The sequence below is a fragment of the Diaphorobacter nitroreducens genome (assembly GCF_002214645.1).
Classification (GTDB): Bacteria; Pseudomonadota; Gammaproteobacteria; order Burkholderiales; family Burkholderiaceae_C; genus Diaphorobacter; species Diaphorobacter nitroreducens.
In genome coordinates, this window is sequence record NZ_CP016278.1 from 3078209 (window position 1) to 3092989 (window position 14781).

The following is a 14781-nucleotide window of genomic DNA, read 5'->3' on the forward strand; positions in this document are numbered from 1 at the left end:
AAAGTGCTTCGCTTGGTAGACATTCCCCAAGGAATTCCGCATGTCCAACACCCCCAACCCACCCCTTCCCACCCACGCGCTGCCGTCCTATCTGGACCCCAACCACCTCGGCCCCTGGGGGGTGTATCTGCAGCAAATCGACCGCGTCACCCCTTACCTGGGCAGCCTGGCGCGCTGGGTGGAAACGCTGAAGCGCCCCAAGCGTGCGCTGATCGTGGATGTGCCCATTGAGCTGGACAACGGCACCATCGCCCACTTCGAGGGCTACCGCGTGCAGCACAACGTCAGCCGAGGCCCGGGCAAGGGCGGTGTGCGCTTTCACCAGGACGTAACCCTGTCCGAAGTCATGGCCCTGTCGGCCTGGATGAGCATCAAGAACGCGGCCGTGAACGTGCCCTACGGTGGCGCCAAGGGCGGCATCCGCGTCGACCCCAAGACCCTGTCGAAGGCCGAGCTGGAGCGCCTGACGCGCCGCTACACCAGCGAGATCGGCATCATCATCGGCCCCTCCAAGGACATTCCCGCGCCGGACGTGAACACCAACGCCCAGGTCATGGCCTGGATGATGGACACCTATTCCATGAACGTGGGCACCACCGCCACCGGCGTGGTCACGGGCAAGCCCGTGGACCTGGGTGGCTCGCTGGGCCGCGTGGAGGCCACGGGCCGCGGCGTGTTCACCGTGGGCGTGGAGGCCGCGCGCCTGACCGGCATGAGCATCGAGGGTGCGCGCGTGGCCGTGCAGGGCTTTGGCAACGTGGGTGGCACGGCCGGCAAGCTGTTTGCCGAGGCCGGCGCCAAGGTGGTGGCGGTGCAGGACCACACCGGCAGCATCCACAACGACAAGGGTCTGGACGTGCCGGCGCTGCTGGCGCACGTGCAGCGAACCGGCGGCGTGGGCGGATTCGCCGGCGCCGAGCCCATGGCCAACGACGCCTTCTGGGGCGTGGCCTGCGACATCCTGATCCCCGCAGCACTGGAGAGCCAGATCACCAAGGACAACGCGGGACGGATCCAGGCCAAGATGGTGATCGAGGGCGCCAACGGCCCCACCACCCCCGAGGCCGACGACATCCTCAACGACAAGGGCGTACTGGTGCTGCCCGACGTGATCTCCAACGCCGGCGGCGTGACGGTCAGCTACTTCGAGTGGGTGCAGGACTTCTCCAGCTTCTTCTGGACCGAGGACGAGATCAACGCCCGCCTCGTGCGCATCATGAAAGAGGCCTTCGCGGGCGTGTGGCAGGTGGCGCAGGAGAACAAGGTCACGCTGCGCACGGCGACCTTCATCGTGGCCTGCAAGCGCATCCTGCATGCGCGCGAGATGCGCGGCCTGTACCCCTGACACGGCCCGCTCCGTGCGCAAGGCGGCCTGCGGGCCGCCTTTTCTTTGCCTGCCCTTCCGGCCCCGGCGCACGCGCATACGGGACATCGCGGATGACGCGCGCGCACCCCATTTTTATAATCGGCCGTGCAGACTGCCCTTGGCGGCCTGCATGCGCCCTTTTGTTCGGGCAGGCCGCAGTCCCTGTGGCCACCTGGAATCCGAACCGTCTGCCGGGCGCGTCATCGCGCTGGCCATTCCTGCGATGGCCAGTTTCATTGCTCTCCCTGCTGCCTGCGGCAGCGCCACGCCCATGCCTTCCCCGCGAGGGAGCGGCAGGGCGTTTCATCACACAAGGAGTCTCCCCAGGATGCGCATGTCCCAATGCCTGCCTCTCAGTTTTGCCACCCTCGCCGCCCTCGCCCTGCCGGCCGCCGCGCAGTCGCAAGTGACCATCAGCGGCTATCTGGACACCGGCGTCTTTCGTGACTACGACAAGACCCGCAAGCTGGGGACGATCCAGCGCAGCCATCTGGCGGTGGCCGGCACGGAAGACCTGGGCGGTGGCCTCAAGGCCACCTTCCGCCTGAGCACACGCTTCGAGCTGGACACGGGGCAGTCCGAAGGGGCGGGCAGCAAGCCCTTCTGGCATGACGAATCCACCGTGGGCCTGCAAGGCGGCTGGGGCCAGTTGCGCCTGGGCCGCGCCCTCAGCGCGATGTGGAGCCAGGAATGGAAGTTCGACGCCTTCTCCAACTTCAACCGCATTGCCTCCACCGCCTGGCACATGGCCCACTACTACACGCCCACCGACCGCGCCAGCAACAACGGGGCCGCGGAGTACGGGCGCATGACCAACGGCATCTACTACGACTCGCCCACCTGGGACGGCTTCTCGTTCAATGCCAGTGCCTCGACCGAGCGCACCCAGGCACCCGGCCGCGACGGGCGCGGCGGCTCGGTGGCACTGAACTACGACCAGGGGCCGGTGGCCGCCATGGTGGGCTACGAGCGCAACGGCAGCGGTGACAAGGACCTGTTCCTGGGCGGCCTCTACCGCCTGGGCGCCGCCACGCTGATGATGGCCTACGACCACAGCCGCGCGGGGAGCAGCCCCGATACGTCGCGCATGGTGTCGGTGGGCGGCAGCTACGCCCTGGGTGTCACCACGCTGCGCGCCAGCTACGGCCGCCAGCGGCTGAACGACGGGGTGACCCACCACATGGCGTCACTGGGGGCGGAGTACAACCTGTCCAAGCGCACCATGCTCTACGCGAGCCTGGGGCACCAGCGCTACGAACACAACCCCTCGCGCACCGCGTTCGGCGTGGGCGTGGCCCACGCCTTCTGACGCCGCCTCAGAGCACGCGCTGCGCGCGCAGCGCCTGCAGTTGCGCGGCATCCAGCCCCAGCCGCTCGCGCAGCACCTCGTCGGTGTGCTGACCCAGTGCGGGCGGGGCATAGCGCAGGGTGACGGGCGTATCGGACAAGCGCAGCGGGCTGGCGGTGGTCACCACGCGGTTGACCACCTCGCCGGCCGGCGGCTGGGCGCCGGGGTAGCGCTGCTGCTCCACGCGCAGTCCGCGTGCGCGCACCTGCGCATCGTCGAACGCCTGGCCGACGTGGTTGATCGGGCCGCAGGGCACGGCCTTGTCCTCCAACAGCGCGATCCAGGCGGCCGTGGGCCGCGTGCGCGTGAGGGCGGCCATCAGGGGGATCAGCGTCTCACGGTGGGTCACCCGGCCGGCGTTGGTGGCAAAGCGTTCGTCGCCGGCCCAGTCGGTACCCGCCGCTTCGCAAAAGCGTGCGAACTGCCCGTCGTTGCCGATGGCCAGCAGCATGTTGCCGTCCTGCGTGGGAAAGTCCTGGTAGGGCACGACGCTGGGGTGGGTGTTGCCCTGGCGCTTCGGAATGTTGCCGGCGTTGAGGAAGCCCGCACCCTGATTGGCCAGCACCGCCATGGCCACGTCCAGCAACGCCATGTCGATGTGCTGGCCGCGTCCCGTGCGGTGGCGCGCCTCCAGCGCACCCAGGATGGCGGTGGTGGCATACATGCCGGTGAACAGGTCGATCACGGCCACGCCCACGCGCATCGGGCCGCCGCCAGGCTCGCCATCGGCATGGCCGGTGATGCTCATCAGGCCGCTCATGGCCTGGATCAGCAGGTCATAGCCGGCCCGCGGCGCATACGGCCCAGTGTGGCCGAAGCCGGTGACCGAGCAGTAGATCAGGCGCGGGTTCAGGGCCGACAGGCTTTCGTAGTCCAGCCCGTAGCGCTTGAGGCCGCCGGTCTTGAAGTTCTCCACCACCACATCGCTTTGCTGGGCCAGTTCGCGGATCAGCCGCTGCCCCTCGGGCGTGGCCATGTCCACGGTGACGGAGCGCTTGTTGCGGTTGCAGGCGGCGAAGTAGCAGGCGTGTTCGCTCGGCTGGCCGTCGGCATCGGGAAAGAACGGCGGGCCCCAGTGGCGCGTGTCGTCGCCGTCGCCGGGCTTCTCGATCTTGATCACGTCGGCGCCCATGTCGGCCAGGTTCTGGGTGCACCACGGGCCGGCCAGCACGCGCGATAGGTCGAGCACGCGCAGATGGCCGAGCGCGCCGGCGCGGCCTGCGCCTGGGGAAGAGGAGGAATCAGGGGTGGTCATGGACAGGCGGTGGTTGCCGAGCGGAAGGCGCATGGTACGGCCCGCCCCGGCGCCGCGGCTTTGCATTTGTGAAAGCTGGCGTTCACGCAGGGCCGCCAGGGTATCCAGCGCTTCCTACAATGCCGGCCATGGCCATGCATTTCGATCTTGTGGATCTGCGCCTGATGGTGCACATCGCCGACGCCAACAGCATGACGCGCGGCGCGGAACTCTCCTTCATCTCCCTGCCGGCGGCCAGCACGCGCATCAAGAACCTGGAAGAAAGCATCGGCACCAAGCTGCTGTACCGCACCAGCCAGGGTGTGACGCTCACGCCCCCGGGCCAGGCCTTCGTGTCCCACGCGCGCATGGTGCTCGGGCAGATCGAACACCTGCGCGGCGACATGCAGGAATACGTGCGCGGCATCAAGGGCCATGTGCGCGTGTTCGCCAACACCACCTCTCTGGGCGAATTCCTGCCGCCGGTGCTGCGGCACTTCCTGCGCCGCAACCCCGACGTGAACATCGACCTGCGCGAGCGCCTGTCGCACGACATCGTGCGCGCCGTGACCGAGGGGCAGACCGACATCGGCATCGTCGCCGGCCTGGTGCGCACCGAGAATCTGGAGACCCTGCCCTACCGCCGCGACCGGCTGGTGTTGGTGGTCCCCAAGGGCCATGCCCTCGACGGCGAGATGCAGATCGACTTTGCCGACACGCTGGAGCTGGACTACGTGGGGCTGCACGAATCCAGCGCCATCCACGCCTTCCTGCGCCACGCCAGCGACCAGCTGCACCGCCCAATCAAGCTGCGCATCCAGGTCGGCAACTTCGAGACGGCCTGCCGCATGATCGAGGCCGGCGTGGGCGTGGGCGTGCTGCCCGAGTCCGCCGCCAGCCGCCATGCGCAGGCCATGGCCATCGCCATCGTGCCGCTGTCGGACGCCTGGTCGGTGCGCGAGATGCAGATCTGCGTGCGCAGCATGGAGGCCCTGCCCAGCTTTGCGCAGGAACTGGTGGACCTGCTGGTGGCCGATGCGCAGGGGCGGCTGCAGCTGGAGTGACCGCCGCAGCCGCTGCGGCCCGCGCGATCTGTGAGTGAAATTGGCCTCTAGCCCTTGCCAGACAACCGCTAGCAGCTCACTTTTTTGAATCAAGCGTGGTCGGCGCAAGCCAGTACTTGAAGGTGCCGTGTGCGGTGGCTACGAGCCGGCCGTCCTCGTCCAGCAGTTGGCCCGCGCAACTGCACAGGCTGCGCGTGGCATGCACCACCCAGCCTTCGGCCAGCAGCGCGCCGCGCCCCGGGCGGTGAAAGCGGCTGCTCATCTCCACCGTCACCGCGGTCTGCGAGGGCGCCTCGGGCAGCTCGCCTGCGGCGCGCGACATCACGGAATCCAGCAGCGCCATGACCACGCCGCCATGCGCAGCGGGTAACTGGTTGAGCAGTTCCTTGCGCAGGTGCGGCAGGCGCACCTGCACCTTGCCCGGCGGCGCCGGCACCTGCGCGGCGCCGATCAGGCGCATGAAGGCGCTGCGGTCCACCAGCGGCGGCACCCCGCTCATGCGGCGCGCGCCTCGCGCACCATGTTGCGCGCGATGATGATCTGCTGGATCTGCGTCGTGCCCTCGTACAAGCGGAACAGGCGCACGTCGCGGTAAAAGCGCTCGATGCCGTACTCGGCCATGTAGCCTGCGCCGCCCAGGATCTGCACCGCGCGGTCGGCCACGCGGCCGCACATCTCGCTGGCAAACATCTTGGCGCACGAGGCCTCGGTGGAGACGTTGTGCCCGTCGTCGCGGCGGCGCGCGGCGTCAATGGTCATGCACTCGGCGGCGTACAGCTCGGCCTGGCTGTCGGCCAACATGGCCTGCACCAGCTGGAAGTCGCAGATGGGCTGACCGAACTGCTTGCGCTCCAGGGCATATGCGAGGGCGTCGCGCAGGATGCGCTGGGCCACGCCCACCGCCACCGCGGCGATGTGGATGCGGCCTTTTTCCAGCACCTTCATGGCGGTCTTGAAGCCGCGGCCCTCCTGCAGGCCGATGAGGTTGGCCGCCGGCACCTTGACGTTGTCGAAGATCACGTCGCAGGTGTGGGCGCCGCGCTGGCCCATCTTTTTGTCGTACTTGCCAAAGCTGATGCCGGGCGTCTTGGCGTCCACGATGAACGAGGACACGCCGCCCGCGCCCTTGTCGGCCGGGTTGGTGCGTGCCATCAGCGTGAACATGCCGGCGTGCGGCGCATTGGTGATGTAGCGCTTGGTGCCGTTGACGATGTAGTGGTCGCCGTCCTTGATGGCCGTGGTGCGCAGCGATGCGGCGTCCGATCCCGCCTCGGGTTCGGTCAGCGCGAACGAGGCGATGACCTCGCCGGTGGCCAGCTTGGGCAGCCACTGGGCCTGCTGCTCGGGCGTGCCATCCATCAGGATGCCCTGCGAGCCGATGCCCACGGTGGTGCCGATGATCGAGCGGAAGGCCGGCGCCGTCTGGCACAGCTCGAACAGTACGCGGCACTCCTCCTCCATCGTCAGCTCCAGGCCGCCGAACTTCTCGGGAATAGTCATGCCGAACAGGCCCAGCTCGCGCATCTCCTGCACGATGGACTCGGGAATTTCATCGATCTCGGCCACTTCGTTCTCGGCCGGCACCAGGCGTTCTCGCACAAAGCGGCGCACGCTATCGAGCAGGGCTTCCAGGATGTCTGGGTCGCGGATCATGAGGGTTCTTTCTTCGGTATGCGGGCTCAGAGGGTGTCGGCGGTGCCGAGCACGGCGGTGGACTGGCTGGACAGCGTGCCGCCGTTGCCATGCACCACGGCGGTGTCATGACGCGATAGCTGGCGCGCGCCGGCCTCGCCACGCAGCTGGCGCACGGCCTCGATCAGCGCAAAGATGCCGTACATGCCCGGGTGCACGCACGACAGGCCGCCGCCGTTGGTGTTCACGGCCAGGCGCCCGCCGGGCGCGATGCCGCCGTTCTGCACGAAGGCGCCGCCCTCGCCCTTGGCGCAGAAGCCCAGGTCTTCCAGGAACAGGAGGGTGTTGATGGTGAAGGCGTCGTAGACCTGGGCCATGTCCATGTCTTTGGCCTGCAAACCCGCCATCGCGAAGGCCTGGGCGCCCGACTGCGCTGCCGCGGTGGTCGTCAGGTCGGGCATGCAGGAGATCTGGCGGTTCCAGATCGCGGTGGCATTGCCCAGCACATAGACGGGCGGGTTGGGCAGGTCGCGCGCGCGCTCGGCGCGGGTGAGTACCAGGGCGCCGCCACCGTCCGTCACCAGGCAGCAGTCGCGCACGGTGAGCGGGCTGGCGATCGGCCGGGCCGCCAGCACATCCTCGATGGTGAGCGGGTCGCGCATGAACGCCTCGGGGTTCTGCTGCGCCCAGGCGCGTGCGGCCACGGCCACCTCGGCCAGTTGTTCGCGCGTGGTGCCGAATTCGTGCATGTGGCGCGCGGCGGCCAGCGCATAGGCGGACACGGGCAGCACCGGCTCATACGGGAATTCGTACGGCTGCGGGTCCAGGAAGCGGCGTGCGGCCACGCTTTCCTTGCGCCCGAAGGTGGCCGAGCGCTGCGCGCTGCCGTAGCACACCAGTACGGCCTTGCACTGCCCGGCCTCCAGCGCGCGGATGGCGGGCAGCAGGTGGGCGATGAAGCTGGAGCCACCGATCATCGTGCCGTCCACATAGGTCGGGTTGATACCGAGGTGTTCGATCACCGGCATGGTCCACATGCTGGCGTTCACACTGCAGGTGGCCAGGCCGTCGATGTCCTGCATGGTCAGCCCCGCGTCGGCCACGGCCGCGTGTGCTGCACGCACCAGCAGCGTCATGTCGTCCATGCCGGGCGCCTCGCCGCAGCCGTAGGTGGCGGCGCCGACGATGGCTGCGCGGCCGCGCAGCGGCCGGTTCACGGCGGCGGCGTCCAGGGGGGATTGCGGAACGCGGCTCATGCGGCACCCCCTTGCGCTGCGGGCTGGAACAGCACCAGGCCACGCCCGTCCTTCTGCGCCACGCGGGCCTGCACCCGCTGGCCGATGCGCACGTCTTCGGGCGCCACCCCCTCCACGCGGCTCATCATGCGCACGCCTTCCTCCAGATCGATCAGCGCGACGTTGTAGTTGCCCCCCGCGTCCGCCTTGCGTGCGATGGTGGTGGTGGAATACACGGTGCCCAGGCCGCTGGCGCGCACCCAGCGCAGCGGGCTGGCGCCACAGTGCGGGCACAGCTCGCGCGGCGTGAATACGTGGTTCTTGCACTGCGGACAGTGCTGCAGGCAAAAGCGGCCGGCATCCAGCTCGGCCTGGTAGTGGGTCTGTGCGCTCAGGTGCATGGGATTCTTCGAGTCTTCGGAGTACGAGGCACAGCATGCCCCGGCCACCGCATCACTTCAATTCGACAATCTGAAAGGGCGTCTTCGCCGCGGCATCAACCCGGCGTGATCCCCGCCGTCTTGATCACCTTGGCCCACTTGTCCAGCTCGCCGCGCAGGCGCTGGCGCATCTGCTCCTGCGTGCCGGGATCGGCCTCGGCGCCGGCGTCCAGCAGGCGCTGGCGCACGGCGGGGTCTTTCATCGCGGTGTTGAAGTCGGCGTTGATCTTGTCCAGCACGGCCTGGGGCGTCTTGGCGGGCGCGAACAGCGCGGCCCACGAATACGCCTCATAGCCCGGCAGACCCGATTCCACGCCCGTGGGCACGTCGGGCAGCATGGCCGAGCGCTGGCGGCTGGCCACGCCCAGCACCTTCACGCGGCCGCTCTTGATGTGCTGCAGCGCCGTGGGTGCGTCGCTGAACATGAGCTGCACCTGGCCGCCCAGCAGGTCGTTCATCGCGGGTGCGCTGCCCTTGTAGGGAATGTGCTGCAGCTTGGTCCCCGCCTCCATGTTGAACAGCTCGCCCGCCAGGTGCGTGCCGCCCCCGTTGCCCGACGAGCCATAGGCCAGCGGTGTGCCCTTCTTGGCCAGCGCGATCAGCTCCTGGATGGTGTTGGCCGGTACCGAGGGGTGCGCCACGATGAACACGGGGAACATGGCCGCGAAGCTGATGGGCGCGAAGTCCTTCTCGATGTCGTAGGGCAGCTTGCCCATCAACGAGGGGTTGACCGAGTGGTGGATGGCGCCCACGAAGAGGCCGTAACCGTCGGGTGCCTCCTTGGCGGCGGCCGTGGCGCCCACCACGCCGCCCGCGCCGGCGCGGTTGTCGATGACGGTGGGCGTCTTCCAGATCTCGGACAGCCTGTGACTGAAGACGCGGGCGGTGGTGTCCACCGGGCCGCCGGGCGGGAACGGCACGATGAAGCGCACGGGCTTGCTGGGCCAGGGGTCGGCCGCGAGCGCCGCCAGCGGATGGGCGGCGGCAAGCAGGCTGCCGGCGATGAAGCTGCGGCGGGAGGGGGTGGAATGCATGGTGTGTCTCCTATCGTTCAGGTGGTCAGGCGCAAGGCCTGGTCTTTCAAGGTGCGCTTGAGCACCTTGCCGTTGGTATTGGTGGGCAGCTCGCTCAGAGCGACGATGTGGGACGGGCGCTTGTAGGGCGCGAGCAGCTCGCGCAAATGGGACTGCATGGCATCGGCATCCAGCGCGGCGCCGGAGCGCAACTCCACAAAGGCCACGATCTCCTCGTTGCCGTCCTCCACGGTGCGGCCCACCACGGCCGAGCGCTGCACGCTGGGGTGGGTGTTGAGCGCGGTCTCCACCTCGGCCGGGTAGACGTTGAAGCCCGAGCGGATGATCATTTCCTTCAGGCGCCCCACGACGAACAGCGCGCCGTCGGCATGCATCTCGCCCAGGTCGCCGCTGGCGTACCAGCCGCCCTCGCGCATCACCGCGGCCGTGGCCGCGGGGTCGCGGAAGTAGCCGGGCATCAGCCCCCGGCCGCGGATCCACAGCTCACCGCGCTCGCCCAGCGGCAGCGGCTCGCCCGTGGCCGGGTCGGTCACACGCACCTCGGCCTCGGCCACGGCGTAGCCGGCACTGGTGTCGGGCCGCTGCTCGCCCAGGCGCGTGAGGTGCACCGAACCCGCGTATTCCGACAGGCCGTAGCCGTGGTGCAGCGCCTGGCCGAAGGCGGCCTCCACGCGCTGCTTCAGCGCCAGGTCGAGCGGGCCCGCTCCGGTGTAGAGATAGCGCAGCGCTGGCGCCTCGGGCCGCTGGATGCCGCGCTCCTGCAGATGCGCCAGCAGGCGCGAGAACAGCGCGGGCGGCCCCTGCAGCTGCGACACGCCATGGTGGGCCAGCGCATCCAGCAGGTCGTCGGGATCGAACTGCGGACGCATCACGAGCTGCGCACCGGCCAGCAGCGAGCTGATCAGCACCGTGCCCAGACCGAAGATGTGGGTCATGGGCACAAAGGCGTAGCTGCGGTCCTGCGGACCCAGCGCACGCGATGCTCCCGACACGCGCGCAAAGTGGATCAGCGCATCGTGCGTGAGCATCACGCCCTTGGGCTGGCCCGTGGTGCCCGAGGTGAAGATCAGCGAGGCGACCGTATCGCGCAGCGCACCTGCCTCGGGCTGCGCGTCCTGGAGAACCGCGCCGTGCTGCATGCCCGGCAGCGCGGAATCGACCGCCGCGAAGCGCTGGGCATGCGCGGCGGCGCTGCGCGATGCCGCAGCCGTGAAGAACACCACGCGCGCATCGGCCTTGCCGACGAAGGCGTCGATCTCGGCCGGTGCCATGCGTGCGTTCACGCCGCAGGACCAGGCGCCCACGCGGCTGCAGGCCAGGATCAGCGCAGCATGCTCGGGGCAGTTCTCGGCCACCACCAGCACGCGGTCGCCAGGGCGCACATCCAGGGCCCGCAGTTCGGCCTCGGCCGTGTCGGTGAGCGCGCCCAGGTCGGCAAAACTCAGGCTGCGGCCGTCCGGCAGATGAATGAAGGGCCGCGCGGGCGCCTCGGCCAGCCAGCGGTCCAGCAGGTGATGGATGCGCTCTGCCATCTCAATCCACGGTGATGCCCTGGGTCACCGTGGCCCACATGGCGCGCTCCTGGGCGCCGCGCTCGGCCAGCTTCTGCGGCGCGCCGGTCCACTCGTCGTAGCCCAGTTCCTTGTAGCGCTTCTTCAGCTCGGGCTGCTGCAACGCGGCATTGACGGCCTTGTTGAGCTTGGCCACCAGCTCGGGCGACATGCCCTTGGGACCATAGACGCCGTACCAACCACCCACGTCGAAGCCCTTGAGGCCGTCGATGCCCGACTCGGCGAACGTGGGCACGTCCGGCAGCGAGGCATTGCGCTGCGGCGAGGTGACGGCAACGGCGCGCACCTTGCCGCTGTGGATGTAGGCGCTGGCGGTGCTGATGATGTCCAGCATCATGTTGAGCTGGCCGCCGATCACGTCCGTCATCGCCGGGGCGTTGCCCTTGTAGGGGATGTGGTTCATCTCGATGCCGCTGCGCTTGGCGAACAGCAGCGCGCCCAGATGGTTGGAGCCGCCCACACCGGCCGAGCCGTAGGCCAGCTTGCCCGGATTGGACTTGGCGGTGGCCACCAGCTCGCGCACGCTCTTGTAGGGCTCGTTGTTGTTCACCACCAGCACGTTGTAGTAGCTCAGGATGGGCGCCACAGGCGTCAGGTCCTTGGCCGGGTCGAACGGCATCTTGGTCATCACATTGGGGCTGATGGTGATGGTGGGGCTGGCCGCAAACCACAGCGTCATGCCGTCGGGCTTGGAGCGCACGACCTCGCTGCCGGCAATGGTGGCGTTGGCGCCGGTCTTGTTTTCCACCATGACGGGCATGCCCAGTTCCTTGGACAGCGCCGGTGCGAACAGGCGCGCCCCCTGGTCCACGGGGCCACCCGCGGCATAGCCCACGATGAGGCGCACGGGCTGGCCGTCCTGCGCGGCGGCGGGCAGAGCGAAGGCGAAAGGCGCCAGGGCCAGGGCGGCCGTGGCGAGACGACGGGAAGCGGGCATGGTGTGTCTCCTGATGTTGTAGGTAACGCGGGCACCGCTGGGGCGGAGGGCCAGCGCGTTGGCAGCAATGGTGCGGCCCGGTGCGCACGCTGGGAATCTGCTTTTGCCAAAGCCGGGGTTCAGGTGTCCTTAGGGCCTGGCCAACAACGCGCACGCTGGCGCGCGCCTTGCACCGCAGCCGTGCAAGGCGTCAGGTCACGCAGTCACACACGGCGATCTGCGGCGGCGCAGATCCGCCGCTCACTGCAAGCGCCGCGCGTCAGACGCGCTCGAACACCGCGGCGATGCCCTGGCCACCGCCGATGCACATGGTCTCCAGGCCGTAGCGGCCCTTGCGGCGCTGCAGCTCGTGCAGCAGCGTCGCCAGGATGCGCACGCCCGTGGCGCCGATGGGGTGGCCCAGCGAGATGCCCGAGCCGTTGACGTTGAGCTTGTGCGCGATGGCATCCTGGTCCTGCCATTCCCAGCCCTTGAGCACGGCCAGCACCTGGCAGGCGAAGGCCTCGTTGAGCTCCACCAGATCCATGTCGTCGATGCGCAGGTTCAGCCGCGCGAGCAGCTTCTTCACGGCCGGCACCGGGCCGATGCCCATGTGCGAGGGCTCGCAGCCCGCGGCCGCCCAGCCCACCAGCGTGGCCATGGGCGTGAGGCCCAGCTCGGCCAGCTTGTCCTCGGCCACGATCAGGCAGGCGGCGCTGGCATCGTTTTGCTGGCTGGCATTGCCGGCGGTCACGGTGCCGTTCGGCATCAGCACGCGCAGCTTGCCCAGGCTCTCGGGCGTGACGTCGGCGCGAAAGCCCTCATCCCGGGCAAACGTGACCGGCTCGCCCTTGCGCTGCGGCACCTGCACGGGAACGATTTCGTCGGCAAAGCGGCCCGCCTCCCAGGCGGCCGCCGCGCGCTGGTGGCTGCGCAGCGCGAAGGCATCGGCCTCCTCACGCGTAATGCCATAGTCGCGCGCCAGGTTCTCCGCCGTCTCGATCATTCCGGAAATCTTGCCGAAGCGCTCCACCGGCTGCGAGCGCTCGCGCCCGCGGTCCAGCCGGTCGTAGAAGCGCACGTTGCCCGAGCGCGCGCCCCAGCGCATGTCGGTGCTGTAGTACTCGATGTTGCTCATGCTCTCCACGCCGCCGGCGATCACCACGTCGGCGGCGCCGCTCTGCACCATCATCGACGCGGTGACGATGGCCTGCAGGCCGCCGCCGCAGCGCCGGTCCAACTGCATGCCGGGCACCGACACCGGCAGGCCCGCCTGCAGCGCGGCCCAGCGGCCCACGCAGGGCACCTCGCTGTTGGCGTACGACTGGGCCATGACCACATCGTCGATGCGTGCGGGGTCGATGCCACTTCTCTCGACCACGGCGCGCACCGTGGTGGCGGCCAGCTCCTCGACGGGCACGGGCCGCAGGCTGCCGCCAAAGGTGCCAACGGGGGTGCGGACGGGGGTGACGATGGCGGCTCTGCGCATGGTGTTGCTCCTTGAAATATGAATGAAAATGGCCGCTAGCGCTTATCTGACATGCGCTAATAGCTATCAAATTTGAAATACCGCGCCACAGCGGCGCAGCGTGTCGTGGGCCTGGCGCTCCAGGTCCTCGCGGTGTTCGGGGGCGGCGATGTCGATCAGCCGGCGCACGCGGCGCGACAGCGTCTGCCCGCGCAGGTCGGCCACGCCATGCTCGGTGACGATCAGGCCCGCGTCGCTGCGCGGCGTGCTCACCGGGCCCGAGAGCTGGGCCACGATGCGCGTCTTGCCCTTGGCGGTGGCGGGCAGCGCCACGATGGGCAGGCCGCCTTTGCTGCGGGCGGCGCCGCGCAGGAAGTCCACCGCGCCGCCCACGGCGCCCACGTAGCAGCCGGCGGCCACCTCGGCGTTGATCTGGCCGGTCAGGTCTACCTCGATGGCCGCGTTGATGGCGGTGAGCTTGTGGCTGGCGGCCAGCACCTCGGGGTCGTGCGTGTAGTCGGTGCCGCGCAGCACGATCTGTGGATTGCAGTGCGCCCAGCGGCGCAGCCTCTCGCCACCCATGAGGATGCCGCCAATGCCCACGCCGGTGTCCAGGCTCTTCCTGGCGTTGGTGAGCACGCCGGCTTCGGCCAGAGCGGCAATGCCGTCGCCCACTGCACCGCTGTGTAGGCCCAGGTCGCGGTGGCCGTGCAGCGCGGCCAGCACGGCCTCGGGCAGGTTGCCGATGCCCAGCTGCAGCGTGGCGCCGTCTTCCACCCACCCCGCCACATGCCGTGCAATGGCCTGCTCCACCGGGCCGGGCGCGCTGCGGCTCTGGTCCAGGGGCGGGTGCTCGGCATCGATGAGCAGCGCGAAATCGCTGGCCTGCAGGTGCAGGCCGCCGTGCGTCCAGGGCACGTCGGGGTGCACCTCGGCAATCACTGCGCGCGCGCGCTCGATGGCGGCGGGCAGGTATTCCTGCACCAGCCCCAGGCTGTAGCGGCCCTGCGCGTCGGGCGGTGAGACCTGCAGCAGCACCACGTCGGCCGGCAGCGCACCCGCGCGGATCAGACCCGGCAGATGGGAATAGTGGCTGGGCAGGATGTCCAGCACGCCGGCCTGGGCCAGGGCGCGGTGCGGCCCGCCTGCGGCATAGCCGAAGAAATCGATGGCGTCGGCCTGCGCGGGCTGCAGCGTGTCCGACGCGCCGATGCCCACGAACACGCGCAGCCTCCCGCCCTGCGCCAGCGCGTGGCGCTGCTGCACCACGGCGCGCGTGAGCGTCAGCGGCTCGGCCGTGGCCTGGCCCCACCACAGCGTGTCGCCGGGGCGGATCAGTGCCTGCAAGCGTTCGGCCAATGCGCTCATATCAGGCATCCATGGCGCAGCGCGCCACCCGCAACCCATGAAACTGGCGCGTCGGCACCGGTCCGATGGCCGCGGAGCAGGCCATGCCAGCGGACGCCGTGGAGC

The 14781-nt window shown here is 69.3% G+C and carries 13 protein-coding genes; 3 read left to right on the plus strand and 10 right to left on the minus strand.

Translation table 11 applies throughout. The features are described from left to right. Nucleotides 1-40: 40 nt before the first annotated feature. Nucleotides 41-1345 (plus strand): Glu/Leu/Phe/Val family dehydrogenase, encoded by a 1305-nt coding sequence (locus BA022_RS14500; RefSeq protein ID WP_088887921.1) that lies wholly within the window; start codon nucleotides 41-43, stop codon nucleotides 1343-1345. A gap of 349 nt (nucleotides 1346-1694) precedes the next feature. Next, a complete protein-coding gene (locus BA022_RS14505; RefSeq protein ID WP_088887922.1) occupies nucleotides 1695-2675 on the plus strand; it encodes a porin in 981 nt (326 codons plus the stop codon). Nucleotides 2676-2682: 7 nt separating this feature from the next. On the opposite strand, the gene BA022_RS14510 is transcribed toward BA022_RS14505, so the two are convergent. Continuing rightward, entirely contained in the window at nucleotides 2683-3969 is a 1287-nt protein-coding gene (locus BA022_RS14510) for a CaiB/BaiF CoA transferase family protein (protein WP_088888631.1), read from the minus strand. Nucleotides 3970-4097: 128 nt separating this feature from the next. Between BA022_RS14510 and BA022_RS14515 the strand changes: the two genes are divergently transcribed. Then, nucleotides 4098-5012, plus strand: coding sequence for a LysR substrate-binding domain-containing protein (locus BA022_RS14515; RefSeq protein WP_088888632.1), 915 nt, complete (start codon nucleotides 4098-4100; stop codon nucleotides 5010-5012). A gap of 76 nt (nucleotides 5013-5088) precedes the next feature. Here BA022_RS14515 and BA022_RS14520 read toward each other — a convergent pair whose 3' ends face one another. The 9 genes from BA022_RS14520 to BA022_RS14560 all read right to left on the minus strand — a co-directional run bounded on the left by BA022_RS14520 (nucleotide 5089) and on the right by BA022_RS14560 (nucleotide 14676). Continuing rightward, complete coding sequence (locus BA022_RS14520) at nucleotides 5089-5511, minus strand: PaaI family thioesterase (protein WP_088887923.1); 423 nt, start codon at nucleotides 5509-5511, stop codon at nucleotides 5089-5091. Further along, nucleotides 5508-6665, minus strand: coding sequence for an acyl-CoA dehydrogenase family protein (locus BA022_RS14525; protein ID WP_088887924.1), 1158 nt, complete (start codon nucleotides 6663-6665; stop codon nucleotides 5508-5510). Before BA022_RS14525 ends, BA022_RS14520 begins: the two co-directional genes overlap by 4 nt. A gap of 26 nt (nucleotides 6666-6691) precedes the next feature. Continuing rightward, on the minus strand, nucleotides 6692-7900 hold the full coding sequence (locus BA022_RS14530; protein ID WP_047350168.1) for a thiolase: 1209 nt from the start codon (nucleotides 7898-7900) through the stop codon (nucleotides 6692-6694). Further along, nucleotides 7897-8280, minus strand: coding sequence for a Zn-ribbon domain-containing OB-fold protein (locus tag BA022_RS14535; RefSeq protein WP_088887925.1), 384 nt, complete (start codon nucleotides 8278-8280; stop codon nucleotides 7897-7899). The genes BA022_RS14530 and BA022_RS14535 overlap by 4 nt, the downstream gene beginning before the upstream one ends. A 95-nt stretch (nucleotides 8281-8375) precedes the next feature. Further along, nucleotides 8376-9353 carry a tripartite tricarboxylate transporter substrate binding protein gene (locus BA022_RS14540; protein WP_011803596.1) on the minus strand — a complete coding sequence of 326 codons (978 nt, stop codon included), beginning with the start codon at nucleotides 9351-9353 and terminating at the stop codon, nucleotides 8376-8378. 17 nt (nucleotides 9354-9370) lie between these two features. Continuing rightward, the gene (locus BA022_RS14545) at nucleotides 9371-10885 is read right to left on the minus strand and encodes a class I adenylate-forming enzyme family protein (protein ID WP_088887926.1); all 1515 of its coding nucleotides are present in this window, start codon (nucleotides 10883-10885) and stop codon (nucleotides 9371-9373) included. A 1-nt stretch (nucleotide 10886) separates the two neighbouring features. Next, nucleotides 10887-11861 (minus strand): Bug family tripartite tricarboxylate transporter substrate binding protein, encoded by a 975-nt coding sequence (locus BA022_RS14550; protein WP_088887927.1) that lies wholly within the window; start codon nucleotides 11859-11861, stop codon nucleotides 10887-10889. Between the two features lie 259 nt (nucleotides 11862-12120). Continuing rightward, nucleotides 12121-13329, minus strand: a complete 1209-nt coding sequence (locus BA022_RS14555) for an acetyl-CoA C-acetyltransferase (protein WP_011803593.1) — start codon at nucleotides 13327-13329, stop codon at nucleotides 12121-12123. Between the two features lie 66 nt (nucleotides 13330-13395). Beyond that, nucleotides 13396-14676 (minus strand): acetyl-CoA hydrolase/transferase family protein, encoded by a 1281-nt coding sequence (locus tag BA022_RS14560; RefSeq protein ID WP_088888633.1) that lies wholly within the window; start codon nucleotides 14674-14676, stop codon nucleotides 13396-13398. Between the last annotated feature and the right edge of the window lie 105 nt (nucleotides 14677-14781).

Excerpts from the sequence above, each read along its gene's own strand:
- BA022_RS14555 (WP_011803593.1), bottom strand. The coding sequence starts at position 13,329 with ATGCGCAGAGCCGCCATCGTCACCCCCGTCCGCACCCCCGTTGGCACC.
- BA022_RS14505 (WP_088887922.1), top strand. The coding sequence starts at position 1,695 with ATGCGCATGTCCCAATGCCTGCCTCTCAGTTTTGCCACCCTCGCCGCC.
- BA022_RS14520 (WP_088887923.1), bottom strand. The coding sequence starts at position 5,511 with ATGAGCGGGGTGCCGCCGCTGGTGGACCGCAGCGCCTTCATGCGCCTG.
- BA022_RS14510 (WP_088888631.1), bottom strand. The coding sequence starts at position 3,969 with ATGACCACCCCTGATTCCTCCTCTTCCCCAGGCGCAGGCCGCGCCGGC.
- BA022_RS14540 (WP_011803596.1), bottom strand. The coding sequence starts at position 9,353 with ATGCATTCCACCCCCTCCCGCCGCAGCTTCATCGCCGGCAGCCTGCTT.
- BA022_RS14545 (WP_088887926.1), bottom strand. The coding sequence starts at position 10,885 with ATGGCAGAGCGCATCCATCACCTGCTGGACCGCTGGCTGGCCGAGGCG.
- BA022_RS14525 (WP_088887924.1), bottom strand. The coding sequence starts at position 6,665 with ATGATCCGCGACCCAGACATCCTGGAAGCCCTGCTCGATAGCGTGCGC.
- BA022_RS14530 (WP_047350168.1), bottom strand. The coding sequence starts at position 7,900 with ATGAGCCGCGTTCCGCAATCCCCCCTGGACGCCGCCGCCGTGAACCGG.
- BA022_RS14560 (WP_088888633.1), bottom strand. The coding sequence starts at position 14,676 with ATGAGCGCATTGGCCGAACGCTTGCAGGCACTGATCCGCCCCGGCGAC.
- BA022_RS14535 (WP_088887925.1), bottom strand. The coding sequence starts at position 8,280 with ATGCACCTGAGCGCACAGACCCACTACCAGGCCGAGCTGGATGCCGGC.
- BA022_RS14550 (WP_088887927.1), bottom strand. The coding sequence starts at position 11,861 with ATGCCCGCTTCCCGTCGTCTCGCCACGGCCGCCCTGGCCCTGGCGCCT.
- BA022_RS14515 (WP_088888632.1), top strand. The coding sequence starts at position 4,098 with ATGGCCATGCATTTCGATCTTGTGGATCTGCGCCTGATGGTGCACATC.
- BA022_RS14500 (WP_088887921.1), top strand. The coding sequence starts at position 41 with ATGTCCAACACCCCCAACCCACCCCTTCCCACCCACGCGCTGCCGTCC.